The 26,172-nt window shown below is 35.5% G+C and carries 26 protein-coding genes, 1 other RNA gene and 1 other annotated feature; of the genes, 3 read left to right on the top strand and 24 right to left on the bottom strand.

The genetic code is table 11. The features are described from left to right. Nucleotides 1-9 precede the first annotated feature (9 nt). The 8 genes from AC6HVZ_RS07560 to AC6HVZ_RS07525 all read right to left on the bottom strand — a co-directional run bounded on the left by AC6HVZ_RS07560 (nt 10) and on the right by AC6HVZ_RS07525 (nt 6,219). Complete coding sequence (locus AC6HVZ_RS07560; RefSeq protein WP_497557545.1) at nt 10-657, bottom strand: DUF4352 domain-containing protein; 648 nt, start codon at nt 655-657, stop codon at nt 10-12. A gap of 15 nt (nt 658-672) precedes the next feature. Then, nucleotides 673-1,308, bottom strand: a complete 636-nt coding sequence (locus AC6HVZ_RS07555) for a TadE family protein (RefSeq protein WP_497557544.1) — start codon at nt 1,306-1,308, stop codon at nt 673-675. A gap of 222 nt (nt 1,309-1,530) precedes the next feature. After that, nucleotides 1,531-1,752, bottom strand: coding sequence for a TadE/TadG family type IV pilus assembly protein (locus AC6HVZ_RS07550; protein WP_497557543.1), 222 nt, complete (start codon nt 1,750-1,752; stop codon nt 1,531-1,533). A 19-nt stretch (nt 1,753-1,771) separates the two neighbouring features. After that, nucleotides 1,772-1,951, bottom strand: a complete 180-nt coding sequence (locus AC6HVZ_RS07545) for a Flp1 family type IVb pilin (RefSeq protein WP_497557542.1) — start codon at nt 1,949-1,951, stop codon at nt 1,772-1,774. 29 nt (nt 1,952-1,980) lie between these two features. Continuing rightward, nucleotides 1,981-2,847 carry a type II secretion system F family protein gene (locus tag AC6HVZ_RS07540; RefSeq protein ID WP_497557541.1) on the bottom strand — a complete coding sequence of 289 codons (867 nt, stop codon included), beginning with the start codon at nt 2,845-2,847 and terminating at the stop codon, nt 1,981-1,983. A 27-nt stretch (nt 2,848-2,874) separates the two neighbouring features. Continuing rightward, nucleotides 2,875-3,804, bottom strand: coding sequence for a type II secretion system F family protein (locus tag AC6HVZ_RS07535; protein ID WP_497557540.1), 930 nt, complete (start codon nt 3,802-3,804; stop codon nt 2,875-2,877). A gap of 17 nt (nt 3,805-3,821) precedes the next feature. Continuing rightward, the gene (locus AC6HVZ_RS07530) at nt 3,822-5,006 is read right to left on the bottom strand and encodes a TadA family conjugal transfer-associated ATPase (protein ID WP_497557680.1); all 1,185 of its coding nucleotides are present in this window, start codon (nt 5,004-5,006) and stop codon (nt 3,822-3,824) included. 109 nt (nt 5,007-5,115) lie between these two features. Continuing rightward, the gene (locus AC6HVZ_RS07525; protein ID WP_497557539.1) at nt 5,116-6,219 is read right to left on the bottom strand and encodes an AAA family ATPase; all 1,104 of its coding nucleotides are present in this window, start codon (nt 6,217-6,219) and stop codon (nt 5,116-5,118) included. A 610-nt stretch (nt 6,220-6,829) separates the two neighbouring features. Here AC6HVZ_RS07525 and AC6HVZ_RS07520 point away from each other — a divergent pair. Further along, nucleotides 6,830-8,263, top strand: coding sequence for a TcaA second domain-containing protein (locus tag AC6HVZ_RS07520; protein WP_497557538.1), 1,434 nt, complete (start codon nt 6,830-6,832; stop codon nt 8,261-8,263). Between the two features lie 176 nt (nt 8,264-8,439). Here AC6HVZ_RS07520 and greA read toward each other — a convergent pair whose 3' ends face one another. The 15 genes from greA to cymR form a co-directional block, all read right to left on the bottom strand. Then, nucleotides 8,440-8,916 (bottom strand): transcription elongation factor GreA, encoded by a 477-nt coding sequence (gene greA, locus AC6HVZ_RS07515; protein WP_497557537.1) that lies wholly within the window; start codon nt 8,914-8,916, stop codon nt 8,440-8,442. 140 nt (nt 8,917-9,056) lie between these two features. Next, complete coding sequence (gene udk / locus AC6HVZ_RS07510; RefSeq protein ID WP_497557536.1) at nt 9,057-9,692, bottom strand: uridine kinase; 636 nt, start codon at nt 9,690-9,692, stop codon at nt 9,057-9,059. Between the two features lie 17 nt (nt 9,693-9,709). Further along, nucleotides 9,710-10,351, bottom strand: a complete 642-nt coding sequence (locus AC6HVZ_RS07505) for an O-methyltransferase (RefSeq protein ID WP_497557535.1) — start codon at nt 10,349-10,351, stop codon at nt 9,710-9,712. Between the two features lie 68 nt (nt 10,352-10,419). Then, complete coding sequence (gene mltG / locus AC6HVZ_RS07500) at nt 10,420-11,538, bottom strand: endolytic transglycosylase MltG (protein ID WP_497557534.1); 1,119 nt, start codon at nt 11,536-11,538, stop codon at nt 10,420-10,422. Nucleotides 11,539-11,792: 254 nt separating this feature from the next. Continuing rightward, the gene (locus tag AC6HVZ_RS07495) at nt 11,793-12,080 is read right to left on the bottom strand and encodes a DUF1292 domain-containing protein (RefSeq protein ID WP_497557533.1); all 288 of its coding nucleotides are present in this window, start codon (nt 12,078-12,080) and stop codon (nt 11,793-11,795) included. Between the two features lie 12 nt (nt 12,081-12,092). Beyond that, nucleotides 12,093-12,506, bottom strand: coding sequence for a Holliday junction resolvase RuvX (gene ruvX / locus AC6HVZ_RS07490; protein WP_497557532.1), 414 nt, complete (start codon nt 12,504-12,506; stop codon nt 12,093-12,095). Continuing rightward, on the bottom strand, nt 12,507-12,776 hold the full coding sequence (locus tag AC6HVZ_RS07485) for an IreB family regulatory phosphoprotein (protein ID WP_497557531.1): 270 nt from the start codon (nt 12,774-12,776) through the stop codon (nt 12,507-12,509). Between the two features lie 164 nt (nt 12,777-12,940). After that, a complete protein-coding gene (alaS, locus tag AC6HVZ_RS07480) occupies nt 12,941-15,583 on the bottom strand; it encodes an alanine--tRNA ligase (RefSeq protein WP_497557530.1) in 2,643 nt (880 codons plus the stop codon). A 194-nt stretch (nt 15,584-15,777) separates the two neighbouring features. Further along, nucleotides 15,778-15,986 (bottom strand) — a binding site (T-box leader). 52 nt (nt 15,987-16,038) lie between these two features. Continuing rightward, the gene (locus tag AC6HVZ_RS07475; protein WP_497557529.1) at nt 16,039-17,106 is read right to left on the bottom strand and encodes an AI-2E family transporter; all 1,068 of its coding nucleotides are present in this window, start codon (nt 17,104-17,106) and stop codon (nt 16,039-16,041) included. A 52-nt stretch (nt 17,107-17,158) separates the two neighbouring features. Further along, nucleotides 17,159-17,350 (bottom strand): YrzR-like zinc ribbon domain, encoded by a 192-nt coding sequence (locus AC6HVZ_RS07470; protein WP_497557528.1) that lies wholly within the window; start codon nt 17,348-17,350, stop codon nt 17,159-17,161. 106 nt (nt 17,351-17,456) lie between these two features. Then, entirely contained in the window at nt 17,457-19,778 is a 2,322-nt protein-coding gene (gene recD2 / locus AC6HVZ_RS07465) for an SF1B family DNA helicase RecD2 (protein WP_497557527.1), read from the bottom strand. 22 nt (nt 19,779-19,800) lie between these two features. After that, complete coding sequence (locus AC6HVZ_RS07460; RefSeq protein WP_497557526.1) at nt 19,801-20,466, bottom strand: tetratricopeptide repeat protein; 666 nt, start codon at nt 20,464-20,466, stop codon at nt 19,801-19,803. A 38-nt stretch (nt 20,467-20,504) separates the two neighbouring features. Next, nucleotides 20,505-21,617 carry a tRNA 2-thiouridine(34) synthase MnmA gene (gene mnmA, locus AC6HVZ_RS07455; RefSeq protein ID WP_497557525.1) on the bottom strand — a complete coding sequence of 371 codons (1,113 nt, stop codon included), beginning with the start codon at nt 21,615-21,617 and terminating at the stop codon, nt 20,505-20,507. Between the two features lie 16 nt (nt 21,618-21,633). Next, nucleotides 21,634-22,776 carry a cysteine desulfurase family protein gene (locus tag AC6HVZ_RS07450; RefSeq protein WP_497557524.1) on the bottom strand — a complete coding sequence of 381 codons (1,143 nt, stop codon included), beginning with the start codon at nt 22,774-22,776 and terminating at the stop codon, nt 21,634-21,636. Between the two features lie 221 nt (nt 22,777-22,997). After that, nucleotides 22,998-23,417: a cysteine metabolism transcriptional regulator CymR gene (gene cymR, locus AC6HVZ_RS07445; protein ID WP_497557523.1), complete on the bottom strand. Its 420-nt coding sequence runs from the start codon at nt 23,415-23,417 to the stop codon at nt 22,998-23,000. A 193-nt stretch (nt 23,418-23,610) separates the two neighbouring features. Between cymR and AC6HVZ_RS07440 the strand changes: the two genes are divergently transcribed. Further along, the gene (locus tag AC6HVZ_RS07440) at nt 23,611-24,894 is read left to right on the top strand and encodes a replication-associated recombination protein A (RefSeq protein ID WP_497557522.1); all 1,284 of its coding nucleotides are present in this window, start codon (nt 23,611-23,613) and stop codon (nt 24,892-24,894) included. A gap of 77 nt (nt 24,895-24,971) precedes the next feature. Beyond that, entirely contained in the window at nt 24,972-25,637 is a 666-nt protein-coding gene (locus AC6HVZ_RS07435) for an RsfA family transcriptional regulator (RefSeq protein WP_497557521.1), read from the top strand. 185 nt (nt 25,638-25,822) lie between these two features. On the opposite strand, the gene ssrS is transcribed toward AC6HVZ_RS07435, so the two are convergent. Then, a non-coding RNA gene (ssrS, locus tag AC6HVZ_RS07430) (6S RNA) lies at nt 25,823-26,016 on the bottom strand. Nucleotides 26,017-26,172: the final 156 nt, after the last annotated feature.

Raw genomic sequence — 26,172 nt, 5'->3', positions numbered from 1 at the left:
TTAATATGATTAATTAATTTCATCTGCACTAAATTCCCATTCGGCACGGGTAGTTATCTGGCTTGTGGCTTTACCGAATGATAGAATATATCCTTCAGATTGTTCTATATCAAAAACAAAGTCACCCTCTGTGGTCTCTCCGGGTGCTAATTCACCTTCTACCAAGGTAATTTCATTGATTCCCTCTAAATTTTCCTGCTTTTCAGGAGGTAGGGGGTTATCCTCTTGCGCTACTGATAAAACTGGTGTAAAAATATTTGCCAGATCAATGGGTTTATCATCAATATTTTCAATTGTAAAGTTCGTAATAATAAATACATCACCTAATTTAATGAGATCCCCTAATTCTTCTTCCATTCGTATTTCATTAATTGTTAGTCTGTATTTTCCTATTTCACTTTCAACTACTCCAGACTCATCTATACTCAAACCCAGTTGATGTTCAGTTGGAATGTTTGGGTCCTTTTCTTCCTCTCCATCGCTTTCATTTTCACCTTCTGCAGGATCCTCTGAATCCCCATTATCATTTGTATCTACTTCATTGGAATCATTATTGTCAGTTTGATTTTCCTCTGAACTTTCATTATTAGAACAGCCAACAATAAAAATAAGTATTATAATTATTATTGTCATTAATTTAAATTGGCGTAATTTCATTCCTTATCCTCCTCACTATATACTAAAAAAATTGCTAATCGATTCTTTGATCCCATCAATCGCATCTCCCATACCAGATTCTACCCATATATATTTGGCAAAGTTGAAATTCCTAATTAATTCCGGTGTGTCAGTTACAACACGTGTAGAAGTCATTGATAACTCCGAATCACTGATACCTATACCATTTTTTATAATACTGGGCATAAATAAACTGGGTTCTGCTGTCACCACTACTTCACTATATATTATATTGTTTGTATAGTTTACATCAATTGTAATAGCACCATTATATTCGTTCATTGCATTTTTTCTTTTTTCGTTTTTCAAATTACCTTCTGCTTCAAAAAAACCATCCAATCCAAAAATATCTAAAAGGCCATTGTCGGTAATTCTCCAATATAATGGATCTCCGCCAACGCCAGCATAATTTATGCTATCAAATTCCCCTGTACTTAAATCTTTATAGGAATTATTCCAAGTATATGCTACTTGAGTAGATGCCTTATGGGCCACGTAACTTGCTGTACCTAATTGAAATATGACAATGCAAAAAAATACTATTGCAAGCATTAAAAATAAGAAAGCGGGGAATACTAGAGTGGCTTCTATCGTAAAACTGCCCCGCTCATCTTTCATAAAGGGTTTCATATACATTTCTCCCTTAATTTAACTATCATTTTAAATTCCGAGCATTATTAATTCATTATATTTCATTCATTTATTTTATTTCATCCTTACTTAATTCCCACTCAGCTCTTGTTGTAATGTTATCCCACGTTGTTCCAACTGCAAAATGATAGTCATCAGCTTTATTAGTATCAAATACATAGTTTCCTGTTACGGATCCTCCTGGTTCTAATTCACCTTCAATTACGTTTCCCCAAATTCACCTGTAGTCAAATCCTTATATGTATTATTCCACGTATAGGCAACCTTGGATAAAGCTTTTTGCGCCATGTAATTTGCTGTTCCCAATTGAAAAATGACAATGCAAAAGAAAACACCTGCAAGAACAAATAACAACAATGCAGGAAATACAATGGTAGCCTCAACAGTAAAGCTACCTCTTTGGTCTTTTATGAAGGGTTTCATATCCACTCCCCCTTAGAGATTAACCGCCCAGTATTTCACCGTCAATATCTTCAAATAATTTATTAACCCATTCAGTTATTTTACCTTTGAACAAAATTGCAATGGCAATTAGTACTGATAAAATTAGCAGAACCTCTATTGTTTCCAGACCTTCCTCGTCATCCCAAAAGTTTTTAAAAAATGTCTTTACTTGATTCACGCTAAATCTCTCCCTTATTTATTTTTGTTTTAAAATACTGCTAATGCAGGATATATTACAATAAGAAGAACTGCTCCGAATATAAAGATGATTGGAAATACAAGCTTTGAAGATGCTTCCTCACCTTTTATCCTTGTAACCGTTTTTCTTTTGTCCCATAAAGATACGGATAATTCATTTAAAGATTGAACAAGCAATGCCCCACCTTTTCGGTAATTCATCATTACTGTTGTTGTAAACACAGAAACTTCCTGTATACCACAGCGATAATTCAGATCCTTCATTACTTCCTGAAAAGAAGTGTTTGCTGACATTTTGTTTACAGCTTCATTTAATTCAAAATATAGTGGTGAGTCATATATGTTATGTTTATTTTGTTCAACACTTTTTTTAATTGCTCCCTGTACGGTTTCTCCAGCGTTAACAAGAAGTATTATTTTATTTACAAATTCAGGCAACTCTATGATGATGGCTTCTTTCCTTTGTTTCACTTTTTTATCCAAATCTTTAACCAGAAAAACACTTACAACAATCAGCAAAATAAAACCATATATTAAATTCGTGTTACCACCATCACTGGCTTCCACAAGAACAAATGTAAAGAAGGAAAAAACAACCATTAGGGTAATAATTTTCGCCAAATAAATTTTGGTATAATCTCCAGATAATTTGCTCCCTCGCAATATAATCATTTTTTGATGAATTGAGTTTATTAATTTAGGCATCCGCTTGTATAAATTCAATTTATCAATAACAGCAAATGCAAATGGAGCAACAATAGGTAATGTAATATCATCTTTATATTTTGCAATAAATTGCTCATATACTTTTTTATTTTTTATGGAAATAAGCAATGTAGTAACCAATATTATTGCAACTATTATTTTCACTGTCATAGCGCAGCCCCTTTCACTTGCTAACAACTAAATCTCAATGTCCATTATCTTCTGGCTGATCAACAAACTGCAGACAACACAGATTAACACGACTGTCATTACTACTGGACCAGCCGTTCCAAATTTAAACAGTGGAGCAACAAAATCCGGTGATGACAGTTTTAAAAATAATGTTATGCCTAATGGGGCAACAGCCATAATTTTTGACTCAAACTTTTTCTGAGAAACCAATACTCTTATGTCCTGCTGGATTTCAATTTTATCTGTAATGACGTCAGCAGTACGTTTGATTACCTCAACCAGATCCCCCCCGGTCCGTTTACATGTAATAAAAACATCAGAGAAGTTCCTTATATCATCAATATCCGAACGTTTTGCAAAATCATCGATCGCCCGTTCAATAATTTCACCGTTCTCAATCCGGCGATTGATTAATTTAAATTCTTTGATAATGTAGGTTTCATCATCCGGGTAAAGCAGCTTTAAATCCTTTAATACCTCACGAAATGCATTTTCTATCGATTGGCCTGCTGCCAAAGATGATGCAAGCGATGATATTGCTTCTTTAAATTGCAGCGTTAATTCATCTTTGCGTTTATCTCTTAAAGCTTTCTTTTTAAATCTTGGATAGATTACACCAAAACATGCTGCAATAGTGGAAATAATATAATTATCATAAAAGAGATAAGCAATTGCGAAGATAACAGCAGCTGCAAGCAGTGAGTATTTCACCTTTTCCGCAAAAGTCATTTCATATACGGCATAATCAATTAATGTTTCTCCGCCAATCGTACGTTTCCTGATTGCCTGGATGCTTCTTTCTCTACGCTCTCCTTCTTTTTTCTCCAAATCTTTTTCTAGCTGTTTCTCTTGCCTTGCTTTTATCACACGTCTGGTAATAAGAATACCAACTAAAATAACGATGACGATGGAGCTGATTATTTGTTCCGTATTCATAGCCAACCAACTTTCGATTACTTATTAGCAAACTTTTCAAGTACATCATTCTTCCCTGCAAGCTTTAACTTATTGGTATCATGCAAGACATTATCTGTTTTTTTCAGTTTACCGATTATTTTTCCACGGTAATCAACACCTTCCTCTTCAAATTCATAAAGTGGTGTGGTAATGATTTCACCGTTTTTCATCCCACGGACTTCAGAGATCTGAACAACTCTTCTTGAATGATCCCGGAATCTAGTTAAATGAACCATAATATCAATTGCTGAACTGATTTGTTTACGGATAACATCGATTGGTAACTCTGCACCACTTAGAACCATCGTTTCCAGCCGACTTAGCATATCATTGATTGAGTTGGCGTGACCAGTGGACAAGGAACCATCATGACCTGTATTCATTGCTTGCAGCATGTCAAGTGCTTCGGCACCACGAACCTCACCAACAATGATACGAGATGGCCTCATACGAAGGGAAGTTTTTATCAAATCCCGAATGGTGACTTCACCTTTACCTTCCGTGTTTTTGTTCCTAGTTTCCAAACTCACAAGGTTAGGTATCGAGATTTGCAACTCTGCTGAATCCTCAATGGAAATAATTCGTTCGTCATTGGGAATGAAATTAGACAAGACATTAAGAAACGTTGTCTTCCCTGAACCGGTACCTCCACCAATGAAAATATTATATTTTGCTTCAACGAGCTGCTGCAGAAAATAAGCAACCTCTTCATCTAATGCTCCAAATTTAATTAGATCTTCTATCATCAATGGTCTTTCTGGGAATTTACGAATCGTCATTGCAGGTCCTTTTAAGGCAATTGGTGGAAGCACTACGTTAACACGTGATCCATCTTCCAGTCTCGCATCTACTATTGGGCTTGATTCATTGACTACCCGATTGACCTTTGAAACGATTGTTTGAATCGTATCCTCAAGCTTCTGCTGATTTTCAAATTTCACATTTGCATTTGATACCTGACCATCTCGCTCAATGAAAATTTCTTCATAATTATTGATCATAATTTCTGTTATTGTCTGATCATCGAGTATCGGCTGAAGAACTCCCAACCCCCTAAATGCATGATACATTCGATCAACAATCCGTTTAATCATTTGTGAGGTTAGTTTATGCTCCTTCGCATACTCAATAACGGTTCCCTCCACCATTTCCAACAGTTCATCATTCGTGGTGGAATGCATGAAATCCAACGTTTCTCGTAATTTTTCTATCAATAATTTCGTAATCTCATCTTCACTTTTCGGTAATACATCTTCATCAACTTTTGTTTGTTTTTGTTCTGTCAGATTACTAACCTTCAACTAATGACACCTCCGTATAGATGTCTTCACTCGTTTCAATCAGCCTATAAAGCTGCTCACCAATTACAGTATCCTCAAGTACTTTAGTTTGTTCATCCAAAACCAGCCAATCGGGATTAAACGGTACATGTGTTTCAATACTGAAATTGTAAGAATTGAATCCATTAAAAACATTTGATCCGACTTTATTGAGGACATAATGTAGCTTAGTTCTATCCATATTTGCATCGAATATATCGCTTTTTAGCTTATATTGTGATTTCGCAAAACTATTTTCATTTGATCCCAAAACCCAGAACACTTCATCACTTACTGCCAGTGAGGCATGATTACGTTCGTGAATAGATGCATCGAGATCGATAATAATATAGTCATAATCCCCGGTTTCCTTTAATACCTGTATTAATAATTCAACTTCATCACCACTAATACTTTCCATTTCTTCCGGCAGTACAGGTAATGAAAAATAATCGATATTCGTTAAACTGTCACGGGATTTTAATGATTCTATTTTTGAAATTAATTTTTCCGGGTTGTTCTTCAAATAATAAAATATTTCGACAGATGATTCTTTATCCTCTTTAAAAAATAGATATGTACTATGGATTTGCTCCAAGTTTAAGTAAAAAGTTCGTTTCTCCTGCTCGGCCAGGTACTTCGCAAAACATAAAGATAATAATGTTTTTCCAGATCCTGCATTACCACTATAAAAACTGATTACCGTTTCTTTATGCTTTCCGTTTATTATTGCAGCTAGTTTTCCATTCGTTTCATAATAAATTGCCAGTACTTGAGAAAATAGTTCTTTAAGTGATTGATATTTAAATAGCCTTATTTCCTCTTCCATTGGAATGACTTGATCTTCTGACAATCTGATTACTTTATCGAAGTTTTTCGTTTCCTCCTCACGAATATTTATATCGGTCAACAATATATGTTGTTTCTGATTCCGTATATTTTCACGAAACTTATCGGAATCTGTATATATTTTTGCAGCGAACTTCATTCCGTTTTCCGGATTCCTTATGTAACTGGAAAAATATTCAGCATAGGCATTGTCCAGTGTATACAGAACGATTTTAACTTTGTTCAAAACTATCACCTTTTCTTTACCTTTATAAATTACATCCATTTGTTTTACTATCTTTTATAAATACTACTAAAATTGTCACATAATGATAAGAGAAAAAGAAGAAAACAGTTATATATGCCTATTTCAAATTGGTGATTTACCTTTAATTAAGAGTTTTTTCTATTGAATTTATCAATTTAAAGCATAATTACCGAACTTTTAGGGTATTTTCATCAAATTTATATGGAATTTACATTATTTTTCAATTTTGATATTAATTTCTCAATAGGAATATGCATTTTGGTTTTATCAACCAATGAGCGAAATAGTACAAATGAATCGGGATAACAAGAAAATAATTCAATATACTCAGTCATTTATGCCTAATAATCGACTGAATTTCACCAATTTGGCAACTAAAAATGGATATTTACATAGTTTTTTTCAATCCTAAATACAACCTTCTATGTAAGATTATTAGTATTTATCTCTATCTAAATACCTCGTATTCATTTATTACAGACATGATTAATACCCCAAAACCTATTGCTTTAAACAGTCTATTAGTTGGATATTTTTATTTTGTTCCTATGTTACGATTATAATGATGACATTATAAGGGGTGCATTTCATGAAATGTTTAAAATGCGGGAAAGAAAATAAAGAACAGAATCTGTTTTGTGCAGAATGTGGTGCCGATTTATCTGAACAAAAGACTAAGTTCAGTCCGAAAAAGTCAAAGAAGAAAGCTTTTATTATGGCAGCAGCCATTATTGCTTTTCTGGCAGGCTCAATTACGTTTTATATTGTTGGAAAAGGTAAATTTACACCCGAAAAAATTGTACAATCATTTGAGGAGGCAGTTAAAAATAATGATCCTGATCAAATACGTAGCTTGTTGACTTCATCAGAAGAATCATTATCGATAAACATTGACAGTACTTCAAAGCTGGTAGATTTCCTAAAGAATAACCCTAAAAGTTTTGAAAACCTGATCAATAAGTTAAACAATCAGGCTGAGAGAATCAAAACAGATCGGACTGCTGCCAAAAATAATGGGAACTATGGAACACTAAATTTGACAAAAAACGGTAAAAAGTGGCTGCTATTCGATGATTATCAGCTAGAAATTATTCCAGTTTATATAAAATTAGCTGCGGAAAATGAAGCAATTGACTTAACTATCAATGAGGAAAAAGTAGCTACAACGGAAGAAGAAAATGATGAAGAGACTTTTGGACCGTATATGCCTGGAACCCATATTATTGATGCTAGCTATCAGAACAACTATACAAGCACAAATGTTTCGGATGAAATAAACCTATTTGAATTAGCAGAAGATACCTACAGACATGAAATCGAACTTCCTTTAACAGAGGTTTCCATCAGGTCGATGCATGATGATTATCAATTATTCATCAATGGTGAGCAAACCGATCTAACGATTAATGAAGGTGAAAATCCGATTGGGCTTTTCCCTGCAGATTCCTCAACTATAGTCCATATCCAAAAGGAGTTTCCGTGGGGATCTGTAAAAAGTGAGGATCAACCAATAGAATCTGAAACAGTAGAATTTGATGCAATCGACGTATTGACGAGTGATGAGCAAATAGCATTAATGGAGCAATTAAATGAAAGCATCGGCCTGTATCACGAAGCATTGACAACCAGAGATGCATCTATATTGGAAACTGGTGTAACGGATAATATGAAGGATCTATTAAATGAACATATGGAGTTCACGGGTGACTGGAGCCCACCATACAAAGGTAAGCTGGTAAAAGCTCTATATGACAATTCAAGAGTAACTTATCCAGAATATAATGAGGACCTTAAGGGATTTACAATTACATTAAGAGCCCATTACATCTTACATGAGCCTGAGGGACATGCTTATGGCAATTTAAACTGGCTTGGAAGAGACCTGGACAAACAGCAATACAAAGCAAGCAAGGGGTTAACTGTATTCTATGATGAAACAGCATCAGCCTGGAAGCTTCACAATGTGGAAAATGAGTATTTTCATCTATCCGAGAGAAATAAGCAGGAATTTACAATGGAATGATTGGCTATTTTTTATAAGAGGGATTTCTGTTACTCGTCCCAGTTCAAAGACTGATCATTTTGACACAATAGCTATTGTAGACAACGTAACTCTAACGTATTTCTTTTTCCTCATTGTTAAGTGCTAGTGCAACCAATCACCAAAAAAGGGTTTGTCGATTGACAAACCCTTTCCATTTACTTTACATTAACAATTTTAACTTCTATATCTCCACCTGGAGTAGCTACAGAAACCTCTGCACCTATTGCCAGACCAATAAGACTTTTAGCCATGGGCGAATCATTCGATATTTTACCTTCAAACGGATCTGCTTCAGCACTTCCAACAATAGTATATGTTTCTTCTTCCCCATCAGGTAATTCTTTGAACGTTACAGACTTACCCATCGAGACAATATCAGGATTATCATTATCATTTTCAATGATGACTGCGTTACGAATCATTTTTTCAACTTGAGCTATTCGTGATTCTACAAATGCCTGCTCGTCTTTTGCGGCATCATATTCCGAGTTCTCAGATAGATCACCAAAATCTCGAGCTACTTTTATACGTTCAACGACTTCTTGTCGTCTTTCCATTTTTAAATAATATAGTTCCTCTTCTAATTTTTCTTTCCCCTCTTGCGTCATGTAATAACTTTTCTCTATTGCCATTATAAAAAACACTCCTTTTTTATCTTCCCATATATGAATTGAGCTATTACTTTTACAATGCTCTTCGTATAAATATATTAAAAAATATACTAAACATTACTATGGCAGACTTCATTTAAATTTTCAATACTTTTTTATATTTAATTTAGCTGATTCTTCGACAATATTGTTTCTATTTTTGTAGCCATAATATCGATTGCTACATGATTTTGCCCACCTTCTGGAATAATTATATCTGCATATCGTTTTGTTGGTTCAACGAATTGCAGGTGGGATGGTCTAACATTGCTTATATATTGATCAATAACTGAATCCAATGTTCTTCCACGTTCTTGTATATCTCTAAGCAAACGGCGAATTATTCGTAAATCTGCATCTGTATCAACAAATACTTTTATATCCATTAAATCAACCAATCTTGGATCTTCTAAAATTAGTATCCCCTCAACAATCATTACTTCCTTGGGTTCAACTAAAATCACTTCATCAGAACGTGTATGAATTTTATAATCATATACCGGTTTTTCAATTGATTTATGATCCATTAAATGATGAAGGTGCTTAATTAATAAATCATTATCAAAAGCTAATGGATGGTCATAATTCGTATTCAATCTTTCCTCAAAAGGCAAGTGACTTTGATCTTTGTAATAATAATCTTGTTCAATAACAAGAATTGTTTTATCTGAAAAACGCTGACAAATGGAACGAGTTACGGATGTTTTTCCACTTCCACTTCCACCTGCTACACCAATAACAACTGGTTTATTTTTCATGAGAGAGCGTACTCCTTTCAGCTATGTTTTAGACTAATGGCAACCCCGTCACCAATCGGTACGATCGAAGTTGTGTATTCTGAATGGTTTAGCAGCCAATCATTATAAAGCCGGATTTTCTCAACCATTCTTTTATGTCGTGGATGGGCATTGTCCGGTTCAGCTACATGCCCTCTAAATAATACGTTATCTGTAAGAATTAAGCCATTATTATTTAACATAGGGCTTGCAAGCTCAAAAAAACGTTTATATTGACCTTTAGCTGCATCGATAAAAATTAAATCAAAGGTATAATTATCTCTTGCCAAATCACTTAATTTTTCTAATGCATCCCCTAAAATAATCGTTATATTTTCTTCTCTATTTTGTTTATTTATATTTTCAAGTGCCTGGTGATATCGTTGCTCGTCTTTTTCGATTGTAATTATAGTTGTATCTGGATACGCCTCCAACATTCGCAGTGCAGAATAACCTATCGCTGTACCAATTTCCAATATTCCTTTTGGTTTCTTTACTCTTACTAATTGCATGATGAAATTTATGCTTACTGAATCCATGATTGGAATATGATCTCTCTCGGCTTGCTGCTCTATATCCATCACCCAATTTTTATTAGCGGGCAATGAATGCTTTAAATAATTCGCTATTTTTTCATCCATTAAAAAACCCCATTTTCAAATGATAAAAAATGGGAAATGTAAAATTGCTTTCACACTTCCATAAATTTTTAATCAATATATTTTTCTCTGTTTTGCAGATGCTCTTCATGTGTTTCTGCATAGTGTATATTTCCTTCGCTATCATGAAGAAAATATAAATTTTCCGATTCCTCCGGATTAATTACAGCTTCCAATGAACTTTCAGCAAAGTTGGCTATTGGCCCGATTGGAAGTCCATCCACATAATACGTATTATATGGCGATTCGACCTCCAAATCCTCCAACAATGTCTGTTCCTTATGTCCACCTAAAGCATATAAAACAGTTGGATCCGTTTGTAGCTTCATAGGTTCTTCCATTCGATTATAAAAAACGCCGGCAATTTCTTTGCGTTGATCAACTGAACCAGATTCTTTTTCAACGAGTGATGCAAAGGTAACCGCCTCATGGACTGTAAAATCTTTAGCTGTTATCTCATTCATAAAAGGGTCTATAACTTCCTGTGTTTTAAGCAGCATTTTTTCTACCACTGTTTCAATAGTAGGCTCATTTTCGTAAAAACTGTATGTTGCCGCAAACAGATATCCCTCAAGTGGATATTTAATTTCCGGGGCAAGGATCACATCAGATAATATCGTTGGATACCTATTTATTAACTCTTCAACATAACTTTCATCCTTTACTTTTTCCAAAAATTCTTCTTCACTAAAATGCAGCTTTCCAGCATAAATCTTAGCCATTTCTTCAATCGTTTTACCTTCAGGGATCGTAACTGTATAAGTTGGTTCTGCTAGAATTTTTCCGCTTTTTAATGATTCAATAATTTCATCTATTGTCATTGCCGGCGAGAATGTATATTCACCAGCCTGAAATTCAGATTCATTTTTAAATTTTATGTAAAAACGAAAAATACGACTATCTTTAATAACGCCATTTTCTTCTAATATAGCTGCAATACTGGAAGTTGATGATCCAATGGGAATTTCCAACGCTATATTTTCTTCACTCTTCGGATCTACTGGTTCCAATGCTGACTTAACGTACATAAAACCAGAAACACCACCTACTACTAAAATAAGAATGAGTGAAAGGATAATGATTACAACTACTTTACGTACAGTTCTTGCCTCTTCACTTCGAGTCATGAGATTGTCCTTATATTTGCTCTTCTGTTTATCTTTGGACATATGGTATCCCCCTCTCATCCGGTATATTATACTAAAATTCTACAATATATTCCATTATAAAATTAATTGTTTAGTCAGAAGGCTGTTTTCTAAAAAACTGAAAATAGCATTACTCGTTGTGACCTAACAGATATAAACTGCGACACAATGAAGATTATGAGTGCTACCTCAAAAAGAGACACTTAGACGTACAGCATATAATAAGAAAAGCTGATGTCATAGTTTGACATCAGCTTTTCATCTAAAAAACGGAATTACTCTTCATTCTCTTCATCTGCTAATGTATGAAGCATTTCTTCAACCAGTTCCCATTCATCATCTGAATCGATTGGGAAAAGGGACAGATCATTATCATCATTGTCTTTTACCTCATAACGAAAGGCATATACCTCTACTTCTTCATTTTCAGCCTGTTCAACTGGGACTACTGCAATATACGACTGGTTTGTTTCATCAACATCAAAGGTAAATAAAACCTCGAATAAATGTTCTTCTCCATTTTCATCCGGAATGATAATTCTCTCTTTTTCTTCAAGTGACATTCTTTCCCTCCTTTATTTTTGATCGAGATATCCTTGCAATATCATAACAGCTGCCATTTTATCAATGACTTTTTTTCTTTTTTTTCTGCTCATATCTGCTTCCAACAACACACGCTCAGCAGCAATTGTTGTAAGTCGTTCATCCCACATTTCGGTTGGGATCCCTAAAAACACTTCAATATGTTTTGCATAGGTCTCAGAAGCTATACCGCGTTCTCCGATTGTACCATTCATATTTTTAGGAAGACCAACAACGGCCTTCCCTATTTCATGTTCCTTTACAATCTGCTTTAATTCTGCATCTGCAGACTTGATGTCATTTTCATCCCATTTAATTGTTGTTAATCCTTGAGCTGTCCAGCCAAAAGCATCGCTCACAGCAACTCCAATTGTTTTGGATCCCACATCTAATCCAATTATCTTCATCTAATTCGCCTTTTGTTGTTGTTCTAAATAAAATTTCACTAGCTCTTCAATCACTTCGTCTCGCTCTATTTTGCGAATTAAATTTCGAGCATCTTTATATCTAGGGATATACGCAGGGTCACCGGATAATAAATAACCCACAATCTGATTAATCGGATTATATCCTTTTTCTCGCAATGCTTCATGCACTGTAAAGAGGATTTCTTTTATATCCTGATCAAATGGTTCCTCTGAAAAATTAAATTTCATCGTTTTATCAATTGAACTCATAGTGACACCTCGTTCTTAAAATAACTATACTAGTACTAACCGATAGTTTTATTTATAATTTTAACATAAATAATAGGTATTAAAAGCAAATACTATTCTCATCCCATATTCTAACATGTTTACAGGTATTATTATATGTTTTTACTACACAGGATTCAAGTAGGCTACCTTTTAATATTGTCAGTGACATATTGTTTTGCTGATTCAAGTGCTTCGCCTAATTTTTCTGGATCTTTACCTCCAGCCTGCGCCATGTCAGGACGGCCACCACCGCCACCACCACACGCTTTAGCTGCTTGCTTGATTAAATTTCCAGCATGTAGGCCACTTTCCATCAAATTATTAGTAACGCCTGCTGCAAGCTGTACTTTTCCGTTATTTTCAGCTGCAAGTAATATTATACCGGATTCTATCTTTTGTTTTAAATTATCCACCATATTTCGTAATTGATTCATATCCTTTACATTTACCTTTTGTGCCAACACCTGTACCCCACTAATAGTTTCGACTTGATCCAATAGAGAGGATGCTTCTACGTTTGATAATTTAGCACTTAATGATTCATTTTCTTTTTGTAAGTCTTTCATTTCAGTGAATAAACCTTCGATACGAACAGGAAGCTTATCCTCACTGATTTTTGCTACCTGTGCAGATTCCTCAAGCAGGGTTAATTTATTCGCAAAGTATTGATAGGCATATTTACTTGTAACAGCTTCCAATCTTCGTGTACCAGCTCCAATTCCACCTTCTGATACAATTTTAAATAAGCCAATTTCTGAAGTATTCCGCACGTGACAACCACCACATAATTCTATGCTGTAATCACCGATTTGAACAACGCGAACAATATCTCCGTATTTCTCTCCAAATAGTGCCATTGCTCCCATTTGTTTTGCTTCTTCTATTTTTTGATTGTTAATGCTAAGTGTAATAGATGCCCAAATCTGTTCGTTTACGATATGTTCTATTTTCTGTAATTCTTCTGTTGTAACAGGATTAAAATGCGAGAAATCAAATCGCAGTCGATCTGGTGTTACAAGTGACCCAGCTTGATTGACATGGCTTCCTAAGACGTCTTTTAACGCTTGATGCAATAAATGCGTAGCTGTATGGTTTTTTATGATCAATGTACGGAAATGTGAATCAACTACTGCCTTTATACTATCTCCGTTCTGAAGCTTTCCTTCCTTCACCCGAACGCGGTGAATATTTTGCCCTTTTGGAGATTTTTGTACATCTTCCACATATGCTGAAGCATTATCGGTATAAATCCACCCATTGTCTGCAACCTGGCCACCACTTTCGGCATAAAATGGTGTTGCTTTCAGGATTATAAACACTTCACTATCAGCTTCAGCGATTTCTACAACTTCATTTCCGCTTATGATTGTTTCGATCGTTGTTTCGACCTCCAGTTTTTCATATCCGATAAATTCACTATCCACATTAGTATCGCTTAAAATACTGTCCTGTACTTGCATTGAACCAACTCTTTGACGTGCATTTCTAGCTCGCTCTCGCTGTTTATCCATTTCCTGATTAAATCCATTTTCATCAATCGTAAACCCTTGCTGCTCGACATATTCCTCTGTTAATTCTTTGGGAAATCCGTACGTGTCGTATAAGCGAAATACCTCAACACCAGGGAAAATCGTATTTCCTTTATTTTTTTCCTTGTTCATAATAGAGGATAGTATTTCCAATCCATCATTTAAGGTTTCATGAAAACGCTCTTCTTCTACTTTCACGATATTTGTAATAAATTCCTTCTTTTTTAATACTTCCGGGTAGAAATTCTTCATTATTTCGCCCACAGTATCTACCAGTTTATACATAAATGGTTGTTCTATACCGATTTCTTTAGCAAATCTAATTGCCCTTCTTAACAGCCTTCTCAGTACATATCCTCTTCCCTCATTGGAAGGAACTGCCCCATCTCCGATTGCAAAGCTTACTGTTCTAATATGGTCTGCTACAACCTTAAATGCTGTGTCACTCTCTTTCGTTCTACCATATCTCGTGTTAGCTAATTCTTCTGTCTTATGGATAATTGGCATAAATAAATCAGTTTCAAAATTGGTAGGAACACCCTGAATGACAGAAACCATTCGTTCAAGCCCCATACCTGTATCAATATTCTTTTTCGGAAGAGGTGTGTACGTATCATCTGGATTATGATTAAATTGTGAAAACACTAAGTTCCAAATTTCCAAATAACGGCTATTTTCTCCACCAGGATATAATTCAGGATCATTTGGATCATTGCCATAATCTTCACCCCGGTCATAGAAAATTTCTGAATTAGGTCCACTTGGTCCCTCCCCAATATCCCAGAAATTTTCCTCCAAACGAATGATGCGTTCTTTTGGCAATTTGATTAGATTTAACCATATATCATACGCTTCATCGTCTTCTGGATGAACCGTTACAGATAGCAATTCAGGATTAAAGCCAATCCATTTGTCACTCGTTAAAAATTCCCATGCCCATTCAATCGCTTCTGCTTTAAAATAATCTCCAATGGAAAAATTGCCAAGCATTTCAAAAAACGTGTGATGTCTTGCCGTGAATCCTACATTTTCAATATCATTGGTACGTATTGACTTTTGAGCATTAACCATCCGAGGGTTGTCTGGAATAACACGCCCATCAAAGTATTTTTTTAATGTTGCTACCCCACTGTTTATCCACAATAATGTCGGATCATCCTTAGGTACAAGAGACGCACTCGGTTCAACCCGATGACCTTTTCCCTTAAAAAAATCGATAAACATTTGTCTTACTTCCGCTGACGTTAACTGTTGCAATTTGCATCCTCCTTTTAGCTCCTGAGTATTAGAAAACTTGGCCTGTTTTAACACCCTCTTAAGGGATCCTTGAAAGTGTATTTCACTTTCTTTGAAACCCTTAGACTCTTTGGATTTCAAGCCACCTATACTGATTTTCAAAAAAAGTTATACTTTTCTAGTAACGAAATAAAAAAATCCCCTCTCTGCAAATATGCAGGGACGAGATATCATCGCGGTACCACCCTCATTATGAATAATACAAATTATCCATCACTTGAACATGTTAACGGTATGACACCGACGGGTATTAACCGTACTCCAGTTTAGCTTCCATGACTCTGATTTAGGACTTCTTACAGCCTGTGGAAATCCCTTTCTGAAAAATCGAATATCATATACTCATAACCTTCAACATTTTTAACGTTATTTTAATTTTAAACCTAGCGATATTATAAAAAACTTCTGTTCCATTGTCAATTATAACGCCGAAAAGCAATGAGGTGGTTTATAATAACTCTAAGAATGGTTAACAAAGGTACCGCAAGAATCATACCCATTACGCCAAATAATTTCCCACCAAGTAAAAGTACAAATATTATAGCGACTGGATGAATGTTAATACTTTTACCAACAATATATGGTGATAATAAATTACTTTCAATTAACTGAATAACAAAGATGGCTATTAATACAAATATAACTAGCTTTCCAGACATTGTAATTGTGATAGCTACAGCAGGAATCGCTCCAATAATCGGACCGAAATATGGAATAATATTTGTAACTCCCATAAAGATCGCTAACAATAAGGCATATTTAATATCTAATAAATGGAATATAATTAAAGTTGTCATACTAACAAAGAAACAGACAATTAATTGACCTCGAATATAGCTCCCCAATCTTTCATCAATGGCACGACACATTTTACTTGCCTGGGGTTGATGTTTTTTAGGGATGAATTTTTTAAAGTATTCTTTAATATTATTATAATCTTTCAGAAAGTAAAATACTAAGACAGGAATAACGGTAAGCAATACGATCATGTCAAAAATCTTGGTAAAGCCGCCTATCAGCTTTTCCAGGAGGTTATTTAATGTGTTTTCAACATTTATTATTACTTGATCGATCTTATCATGAACGGCTTCTGGTAAAAACGAAGTGTAATCGTATAGAGTATAAACCAAATTCTCATACATACTGATCAATTGTGGTAACTGCTCATTCAAATCTCGCAGTTGATGAATTGTTGTTGGATAAACACGATAAATTAAATAAGTCACACCACCAAAGAACATAAGGTAGATAAAAAGAATCGCCAATCCACGGGGGATACTATAGCTATGCAATTTATTAATAACAGGATATAGCAAATAGGCAATGAAACAAGCAATGAAAAAAGGTGAAAATAAACTCCAAAGAAAAGAAAAAACAGTTCCATATAACGGGAACAGTTTAACAAGTAAAAATACAAATAAGAAAATAAAAATACCAATAATAAGTGAGTATAGAAAAAGTAGTACTTTCTTATCTTTCAGCATTTACGATTTCCCCCTTAGTACAAAAATTTATTTCTCCTTTTGCAGCTAAGGTTTACCATTCAATTTTTCTTTCGTCCTCCGAAAATAGATCATCAAGCGAACTTAAAGAACCATCTGCTTCCACTTGATGAACAGTTAATTTATCTTCATCCACATTCATTTCAATAAAGCACGTCCAGCAATAATAGTTCTGTGCGCCAATTTTGCCAATATCCTTCCCATTACAATTCGGGCATCGCATCATAGATAAAGCTCCTCTTTCTATTGAGTTTTCAAAAAAGTGGATAAATCCTCTTTTTAGCATTATTATGTTATGCTAACCCGAAATTTAATAAAATATACATGGTTCATTACATAAAGTCATATGGTGTTAATTCTTTTTCCTCTAGCCCTTTATCTTTTAATTGCTCGGGTAGATTTTGCAGCCTTTCCATTAATTGTTCCTTCAAAGAAGTGTATCGCTTATTTGTATCAATGGTTTTAACCCCTCGGAGGAATGAATGTTCCTCCCCACAAATAATTAAGGATTCCTTACTTCTAGTAATCGCTGTGTAGAGTAAATTTTTTCTTAGCATCCGATGATAGGTTGAAACAACGGGAAGTATCACAATCGGAAATTCACTTCCTTGGGATTTATGGATTGATATGCAATAGGCATGCATAATATTTGAATAATCCTTCCGTTCATAAACCACTTCTTTTTCTTCAAATAGGACAACTAACTGTTCCACATTTTCTGTGTTCTCATCCTCTTTGAATATTGCAACCACTTGACCAATATCCCCATTATAAACACCGTCTTCAGGCTGATTAACGAGCTGAAGGACTTTATCACCAACTCTAAATACGGCATCACTTGTTTTCACTTCCCGTTTTTGTCTCGTTTTAGGGTTAATTAATTCCTGCAGCTTTTTATTAATCATCGTTATTCCTGCCTGTGAACGGTACATCGGTGCAAGCACCTGAATATTTCTAAGATCAATACCTTTTTCCTTCGCTTTTAAAAATACTTGAGTAATTACATCGATCATATGGTGTTCATTACAAGAGATAAAACTAAAATCCTTTTCATTCTTTAGCTTATCGCTAGTACAAGTGCCATTCTTTATATCATGAGCAAGATGAATAATTTTTGATCCTTCTTTCTGACGATATACTTCACTAAGGCTAATAGAAGGGATTAATCCACTGCTTAATAAATCAGATAATACCTGTCCTGGTCCAACTGAAGGCAATTGATCTTCATCACCTACAAGCAAAATTTGCATATTATCTGGTATTGCCTTAAATAAGCTATTAGCAAGCCAAATGTCTACCATAGAAAATTCATCCACAATTATTAACTCTCCAGTCAGCTGCTCGTTCTGATCCTTCTCAAACCCATTCTGGCCGTTCCATCCTAAAAGCCGATGAATGGTAACTGCAGGGAGTCCGGTTGATTCATTCAGTCGTTTAGCAGCACGACCTGTTGGTGCAGTTAAAATGAATGGAAAGTCAGATTTATTGTCATAATCTCCAGGATCTAACGACAACTCATGGATAGCTGCATATGCTTTTAGGATACCATTTACTACCGTTGTTTTGCCAGTTCCCGGACCACCGGTGACGATCATGACATTAGAATGTAATGCTTGATTAATTGCATTAAATTGCTCTTTTCCATAGCTTAATACTTCAGTTTCCTCTATATCTCCAATTATTTTCATCAATTCTGCCAATGGGGTTTCATGTTCAACCTGTTTGGTAATAACTCTCTTGATATGGGAAGCGAAACCATCCTCTGCATAATAAAGAGAAGGTAAATAAACATTACCATGATGAACAATAATTGTCTTCGCTGTATTTAATTCTTCCAATCTGTCAGTAATAACTGTTCGGGAAATGGAATGGTTTGATAATAGATCCAGTACTTGAAACACGCAAGTATCTAACGGAAGAAATACATGCCCATCCTGGATGCTTTTTTGTAATATATAAATACACCCCGCACCAATTCGATTTGGATGTGTTAAAGAAAGGCCATTTTGTCTCGCTATCTCATCAGCTGTCCGAAAACCAAATCCTTCTATATCAAATACATATTGATAGGGATCCTCTTCCAAAATAGCTATTGCCTCATCTTTATATTTTTGATAAATTTTTTGCGCCATTTTCAGCCCAATGCTATATTTAGCTAAATAGACCACAATATGCTCGAACCCCTGATTTTCCTGTAGCGTTCTTACAAGTAATTCCGCTGTTTCCTTCTTTACTACTGGTATTTCTTTTAATATATCAGGTGAATTTAAAATTTTGGATATGGCACTTTCTCCTAAATGCTTAACAATCCGGGCAGCCGTTTTTTTTCCTACTCCATAAAATAAATCACTGGATAGATAGGCAACTAAACCATCTTTCGTATCTGGAATAAATGTTTGATAGGAATTAACCCTATACTGTAGGCCATATCTGGCATGTTTCTCAAAGTCACCGTAAAAATAGTAGGTTGTTTGTTCCTGGAGGTTTGTAAAATAGCCCTTTGCGACAATTTCGTTCTCTTTAAAATCCTCATTTGTCTCTTGGACTTTAATTTTAGCAATTGAAAAGTGTTCTGTTTCATTATGGAAAATCGTATAAAGTAGTTCACCCTTTATAAAACCTTGCTCTGTATTAGATTGTCGATTCCACTCCATTCTAAACAACCCCAATGTCCTACTATTCGTTATCGGTTAATATTTTTTCTATACTTTTTTTACCATTTGCTGCTAAAAGGTGATCAGGCTGTAGACGTAATGCCTCATCAAAGTGGTTTATTGCTGCATCTGCATTCTCATGGAACAGTGAAATGATACCTAAATTATAATGTGCATCACTATGTTCCGGGTTTTTCTTCAATACCTTTCGAAACACCGACTCTGCATCTGTAATATGATCACTCTGTGCTAGCGTGAGTCCATATTGAAATAAAATTGCTTCATCATCCGGATTAAGTTCTGTTGCACGGAGTAAATACGGTAATGCGAGTTTAAATTGTTCCTGATTTTGTAAAGTCATTCCAAGCATGAAAAACACATCAGCTTCCTCTAAACCTAACTCGATAGCTTTTTGGAAATTCTCCTTTGCCTTTAGATAAGATGACTGTTCAAAATGTAGATTTCCCAAACCGTAAAAGCCTGTTGCTGCATGCTTGTCTAGTTGAATTGCTCGTTCAAAAAAACGCTCGGCACGCGGGTAATCTTTCACATGCAACAGCAAGTTACCAAAATTTATAAACCCGAGTGGTTCATTAGGCTGTTCTTCGATTACCTCTGCGAAAATATTTGCCGCCTCTTCAAATTTATTTTCTTTCATTAAATTGATTGCCTGCTTATTTTTATCCATTATCTAAAACTGCTCCTTATTCGTGGATACTCGCACTATTAACCAACATAATCAAGTACTTGATCATTTTTAATTATTTCATCAATTGTTCCACCGCCCAAACAGACTTCACCATCATAAAAAACAACTGCCTGTCCTGGCGTAATCGCTCTTTCTCTGTCGGCAAATACCACGTTTACTTTACCATTCTCGAGTAAAGTAACGGTTACTGCACTATCCTTCTGGCGATAGCGGAATTTAGCAGTACAAGTAAACGTATCGTCAATGGTATCAGGGTTAATCCAGTTAACATCAGTTGCTACAAGTCCGTCTGAATAGAGGGATTCATTTGAGTACCCTTGCTCAACATAAAGGATATTATCTTTTAAGCTTTTCCCTACAACAAACCATGGATCACCCGCTCCTCCGATTCCAAGTCCTTGGCGTTGACCGAGTGTGTAATACATCAATCCGTCATGCTTTCCTTTAACACTGCCATCCAATGTTTTCATTTCCCCTGGTTGTGCAGGTAGATATTCGCTTAGAAATTCCTTGAAGTTTCGCTCGCCAATAAAACAAATTCCTGTACTGTCTTTTTTAGTTGCAGTAACAAGCCCATGTTCTTTTGCGATTTCTCTTACTTTTGATTTTGGCAAATGACCTAAGGGAAATATAACTTTTGCCAGCACATCTTCTGTTAATTGATTAAGAAAATAAGTTTGATCCTTGTTATCATCAACACCACGAAGCATTTCATAGCGACCATCATTATTTCTAACCTGAGCATAATGGCCTGTCGCTAAATAGTCAGCTCCTAATGATACGGCATGATCAAGAAATGCTTTAAATTTAATTTCTTTATTACACATCACATCAGGATTTGGTGTTCTACCAGCTTTATATTCATCCAAAAAATACGTAAATACTTTATCCCAATACTGTTTTTCGAAATTCACTGCATAGTAGGGAATATCCAGTTGATTGCATACCCGAACAACATCGTCAAAGTCCTCTGTTGCCGTACATACACCAAACTCATCCGTATCATCCCAGTTTTTCATAAAGATCCCGACCACATCATAGCCTTGCTCTTTCAATAATAACGCCGCAACAGATGAATCAACACCACCACTCATACCCACTACTACTCGTATATCTTTATTGCTTTTCATTTTTACTCCCTCTCCTTTATGAGGTTAATCGTTTTACAATTTTTGCAACGCGCTTGGCTGCCTCTTTAACATTTTCTGTTGTATTGAATATACCAAAGCTAAACCGAATGGAGTTAGTTGTACATTCATTATTCTCTCCGTACATGGCAGTTAATACATGTGAAGGTTCTACAGAGCCAGCTGTACATGCACTGCCACTTGATGCTGCGATTCCGCTCAGATCAAAATTAGTAAGCAATGATTCCACATTTGCACCTTGAAAACTGACATTTACTATTGAAGCAAGAGCTGATTCGTGATCCCCATTTATTTCGAAGGAAACTCCATTCTCCCCAAGCTCCGCCAAAAATAGCCTTTTAAAATGTAGATACAAACTTCTCCGTTTTTCTTTATTCTCCATCGCTAATTCTACTGCTGTCTGAAAGCCGACTGCACCAGCCACATTTTCAGTTCCCGGACGGCGTTTACGTTCCTGTTCTCCACCGAATTGCAGTGCATTTATTTTAACATCTTCCGCAGCATACAAAAATCCAATCCCCTTTGGCCCATTAATTTTATGTGATGACACTGTTAACAAATCAATACCGATTTCTTTCACATTAATATCCAATAAACCAAAAGCCTGAACTGCATCTGAATGAAAATATGACTGATGTTCTTTTAACAACTGACCAATTGCCTTAACCGGTTGAATAATTCCTGTCTCGTTATTAACATACATAACCGAGACAATGATCGTTTCATCTGTTAATGCTTCTTTTAAGTCGTTTATAGCTATTTTACCATTCTCATAAACAGGCAAATAGGTAATATCAAACCCCTGTTTTTCTAAGCTTTCTACTGTATGCAGTGTTGCATGATGTTCCATAGTTGTTGTAATAATATGGTTTCCTTTATGTCGATTAGCCATGGCTGTACCGATAAGCGCTAGATTATCTGCTTCAGTTCCACCACTCGTAAATATAATCTCTTTTTCATTTGCATGAATACTTTTAGCCATTGAACGTCTTGCTTCATCCAGAAGCTGTCTTGCCTTTCTGCCAAATGAGTGGACACTGGATGGATTTCCAAATATTTCATTATACACTGGAAACATTGCCTCAATTACTTGACTATCCATTGGTGTAGTTGCTGCATGATCCAAATAGATTTGTTCCATAATATATTATTCCTTCCTATGATTTAACCTTAAATATAGGCTGTTTTGTAAAAGTTTATTTTTTTGACGTTATACATATAAAAGACGACGTATGCGCTAGGTTGATTTCCGCTGCGGATCGTTGATTTCCGGAGCACTCGATGAGACCGACTACCATTGATTTAACATCGCCTTTTAAATCCACTACGATGTTTAAAAACCACAATACCTGCGCAAAGTTTCTAAATATAAAACATGTATGCTTCTTGTGGTTCATCGTCATTATGATGTGATAAATCATCGAGTGTTGTTGTATCAAGCACATCTTTTACCGCATCACGAATTCGTAGCCATAGTGCCTGCTTTGCCGGCTCCTCATCTTCTATGCCTTCAACCGGAGTAATTGGCCCTTCAAGTACTCTAATAATATCCCCAGCAGTAATATCCTTTGGTTCTCTTGCCAATACATATCCACCGTATGCTCCGCGAATACTCCTAATTAGACCGGCATTTCTAAGTGGTGAAGCGAGCTGTTCTAAATAATGTTCCGATAAATCATTCTCACGCGCAATTGATTTAAGTGATGTTGGACCATCTCCGTGTTTTTTTGCTAATTCAATCATTATTGTTAATCCATATCGTCCTTTAGTTGAAATCTTCATTCCATACACCTCTATTTTTAAATACATTTCATGTTTTATAGTTGATTTAAATCAGTCGGTTAATATGCAGTTAAATCCCATTGTACCTTTAATACATGATATTATAGCATGAATGGCAAGTAACTTGCATTTTATCCGTATCACAATTACGCTAAAGTAAACAATCAATTATTCTAACAAAAGGACGATCAAAATGAAACAAAAACCGCTCGCTTATCGAATGAGACCAGAAAGAATTAATCAAATTATCGGGCAAGAACATCTTGTTACTGAAGGGAAAATAATAAATAGAATGGTTAAGGCTGAGCGTTTAGCTTCCATGATTCTATTTGGACCACCCGGAACTGGTAAAACGTCAATGGCAGTAGCATTAGCCAAAACACTTGGTATTCCGGTAAAAATGCTCAATGCAGTAACCGATAAGAAAAAAGATATGGAAATCGTGATTGAAGAAGCAAAAATGATGGGACAGGTAGTACTCATTTTAGACGAGGTTCATCGACTGGACAAAGCTAAACAGGATTTCCTGCTTCCACATTTGGAAAGCAATCTCATTACACTCATAGGCTGTACAACAAGCAACCCTTATCATTCCATCAATCCTGCGATAAGGAGCAGATGTCATCTGTTTGAATTGCATCCATTGACGGATACTAATGTAAAAACTGCAATAAAACGTGCGTTAAAGGATAACATAAATGGTTATGGAACGAAAGAAATAACAATTACTGATGACGCCCTAGAACATCTCGCAACAAGTAGTAATGGAGATATGCGATCTGCATTAAACGGTTTGGAATTAGCTGTTTCATCCACACCAAAAAACAAAGAGAATCAAATTATCATTAATCTTGAAACAGCTGAAGAATGTATGCAAAAGAAAAGCTTTTCGCATGATAAAAGCGGTGATGCACATTATGACGTTCTATCAGCCTTTCAAAAATCGATCCGCGGTAGTGACGTTGATGCTGCACTTCATTATTTAGGTAGATTGATTGAAGCTGGAGATTTAGATAGTATCGCACGCAGAATGATTGTAATAGCCTATGAGGATATTGGTCTGGCAAATCCCCAAGCCGGTCCACGTGCTATTGCAGCAGTGCAGGCAGCAGAACGTTTAGGCTTTCCAGAAGCTCGTATTCCGTTAGCTGTAGCAATTGTTGAGCTTTCTTTATCGCCAAAATCCAATACAGCTTATACGGCACTTGATAGTGCCTTAGCAGATATTCGCAATGGTAAAAGCGGAGAAATCCCTAAACACCTGAAGGATTCCCACTACCACGGTGCAAAGGCATTAGGCAGAGGAATTGATTATAAATATCCACATAACTATGATGGTGCTTGGGTCAATCAGCAATATTTACCTGATTCTATAAAAAACAAACACTATTACAACCCTAAAACTTCAGGAAAATTTGAACAAGCTATTAAACAAGTTTATGAAAAAATACAAAATGATAAAAACAAGCAGGTATAATTCCTTTTTCCTAAGGTAATACTAAATATAAACTATTAAATCTAGTGTATTTGTTACCGAAAAAGGAGTTGAATCATATGGTGAAAGTTAGACAGGATGCTTGGTCACATGAAGATGATCTACTATTAGCAGAAACAGTTTTACGCCATATCAGAGAAGGAAGCACACAATTAAATGCATTTGATGAAGTTGGTGATAAATTAAATCGTACATCAGCAGCATGTGGATTTCGCTGGAATGCCGAAGTTCGTACAAAATATGATAATGCTATTGATCTTGCAAAAAGACAGCGTAAAGAGAAAAAGCGGGCATTAATAGGGAATTCACAAAAATCTGGAAAACCGGTTATTACAATCCCGCAAAATTACGAACCGCATGTAGAAAGCGAAGAGAAAATTATTCCTCCGTTAGTTGAGGAACCAGCTATTTCAATGGATATGGTTATACAATTTTTAAAAAATGTTAAAAAAGACTATCATGCTTCGAATCAATCAAAAGCATCTTTAGAGCAAACACACAAAAAGAATCTTGAATTAAAAGAACAAGTGGAAAAGCTTGAAAAAGAATTAACATATACCAAGCAGCAGCTATCAGCTATTCAGGAAGATTACCAGGTATTTATTCAAATAATGGATAGAGCAAGAAAAATGACAGTTCTTGATGATCATGGGACAATGACGCCGCCAGCCTTTCGTATGGATAAAAATGGTAATCTCCAACAGCTCGCTCAAGGCTCAAATTAATGTTGAATATGTAAAAAACGCTATAGCGTCTTTCCAGAGGTCAGAGACCAGAAGTCAGATTTGAAGAGATCGGCGATAAAGCCAATTTCGTTTACACATTCTTACAACTCTAAAAAAACTGACTCGATGATTTATGATCGAGTCAGTTTTTTTAGACGCAGTTTCAGCGCTATGTTTATGTATCTATCAATCCCAATCGTGCCGTCTAACTATAAGCTTTGATCCCGCTTCAGGCAGGTGGGCGCTCTGTTTTATGTATGTTATGCTTCCCCAGATATAATAAAATGGGGCGTGCACGCAACATAAAAACCTATTCAAGCTCCCAAGTATACAGTTGTTCGGTCAAAACACTTTTAATAGACGAACACATCAGGATTGTTAGTTCTTTAATTGATTGTAAATTTATCTTAACACAGAGAATACACTTTTTCAATGATTACAAAAATATAATTTTATTCTATTTTTACACTTGACAGTCCAAAGTTCTCCCCCATATAATTCAAAAAAAAGCCTACAAAAGCCGGTTTTTGCTGGA

The sequence above is a fragment of the Oceanobacillus sp. NCCP-135 genome, assembly GCF_059698015.1.
This window is presented reverse-complemented; position numbering and strand designations above follow the sequence as displayed.

Excerpts from the sequence above, each read along its gene's own strand:
- AC6HVZ_RS07535 (WP_497557540.1), bottom strand. The coding sequence starts at position 3,804 with ATGAATACGGAACAAATAATCAGCTCCATCGTCATCGTTATTTTAGTT.
- AC6HVZ_RS07540 (WP_497557541.1), bottom strand. The coding sequence starts at position 2,847 with ATGACAGTGAAAATAATAGTTGCAATAATATTGGTTACTACATTGCTT.
- AC6HVZ_RS07460 (WP_497557526.1), bottom strand. The coding sequence starts at position 20,466 with ATGGATAAAAATAAGCAGGCAATCAATTTAATGAAAGAAAATAAATTT.
- AC6HVZ_RS07450 (WP_497557524.1), bottom strand. The coding sequence starts at position 22,776 with ATGGAACAAATCTATTTGGATCATGCAGCAACTACACCAATGGATAGT.
- AC6HVZ_RS07470 (WP_497557528.1), bottom strand. The coding sequence starts at position 17,350 with ATGATGCGATGCCCGAATTGTAATGGGAAGGATATTGGCAAAATTGGC.
- AC6HVZ_RS07520 (WP_497557538.1), top strand. The coding sequence starts at position 6,830 with ATGAAATGTTTAAAATGCGGGAAAGAAAATAAAGAACAGAATCTGTTT.
- udk (WP_497557536.1), bottom strand. The coding sequence starts at position 9,692 with ATGAAAAATAAACCAGTTGTTATTGGTGTAGCAGGTGGAAGTGGAAGT.
- AC6HVZ_RS07440 (WP_497557522.1), top strand. The coding sequence starts at position 23,611 with ATGAAACAAAAACCGCTCGCTTATCGAATGAGACCAGAAAGAATTAAT.
- AC6HVZ_RS07495 (WP_497557533.1), bottom strand. The coding sequence starts at position 12,080 with ATGTCACTTGAAGAAAAAGAGAGAATTATCATTCCGGATGAAAATGGA.
- greA (WP_497557537.1), bottom strand. The coding sequence starts at position 8,916 with ATGGCAATAGAGAAAAGTTATTACATGACGCAAGAGGGGAAAGAAAAA.
- AC6HVZ_RS07550 (WP_497557543.1), bottom strand. The coding sequence starts at position 1,752 with ATGAAACCCTTCATAAAAGACCAAAGAGGTAGCTTTACTGTTGAGGCT.
- AC6HVZ_RS07475 (WP_497557529.1), bottom strand. The coding sequence starts at position 17,106 with ATGCTGAAAGATAAGAAAGTACTACTTTTTCTATACTCACTTATTATT.
- AC6HVZ_RS07485 (WP_497557531.1), bottom strand. The coding sequence starts at position 12,776 with ATGAGTTCAATTGATAAAACGATGAAATTTAATTTTTCAGAGGAACCA.
- ruvX (WP_497557532.1), bottom strand. The coding sequence starts at position 12,506 with ATGAAGATAATTGGATTAGATGTGGGATCCAAAACAATTGGAGTTGCT.
- AC6HVZ_RS07435 (WP_497557521.1), top strand. The coding sequence starts at position 24,972 with ATGGTGAAAGTTAGACAGGATGCTTGGTCACATGAAGATGATCTACTA.
- AC6HVZ_RS07555 (WP_497557544.1), bottom strand. The coding sequence starts at position 1,308 with ATGAAACCCTTTATGAAAGATGAGCGGGGCAGTTTTACGATAGAAGCC.
- mltG (WP_497557534.1), bottom strand. The coding sequence starts at position 11,538 with ATGTCCAAAGATAAACAGAAGAGCAAATATAAGGACAATCTCATGACT.
- AC6HVZ_RS07530 (WP_497557680.1), bottom strand. The coding sequence starts at position 5,006 with ATGCATTCCACCACGAATGATGAACTGTTGGAAATGGTGGAGGGAACC.
- cymR (WP_497557523.1), bottom strand. The coding sequence starts at position 23,417 with ATGAAGATTTCAACTAAAGGACGATATGGATTAACAATAATGATTGAA.
- AC6HVZ_RS07505 (WP_497557535.1), bottom strand. The coding sequence starts at position 10,351 with ATGGATGAAAAAATAGCGAATTATTTAAAGCATTCATTGCCCGCTAAT.
- AC6HVZ_RS07560 (WP_497557545.1), bottom strand. The coding sequence starts at position 657 with ATGAAATTACGCCAATTTAAATTAATGACAATAATAATTATAATACTT.
- mnmA (WP_497557525.1), bottom strand. The coding sequence starts at position 21,617 with ATGAAAAGCAATAAAGATATACGAGTAGTAGTGGGTATGAGTGGTGGT.
- recD2 (WP_497557527.1), bottom strand. The coding sequence starts at position 19,778 with ATGGAGTGGAATCGACAATCTAATACAGAGCAAGGTTTTATAAAGGGT.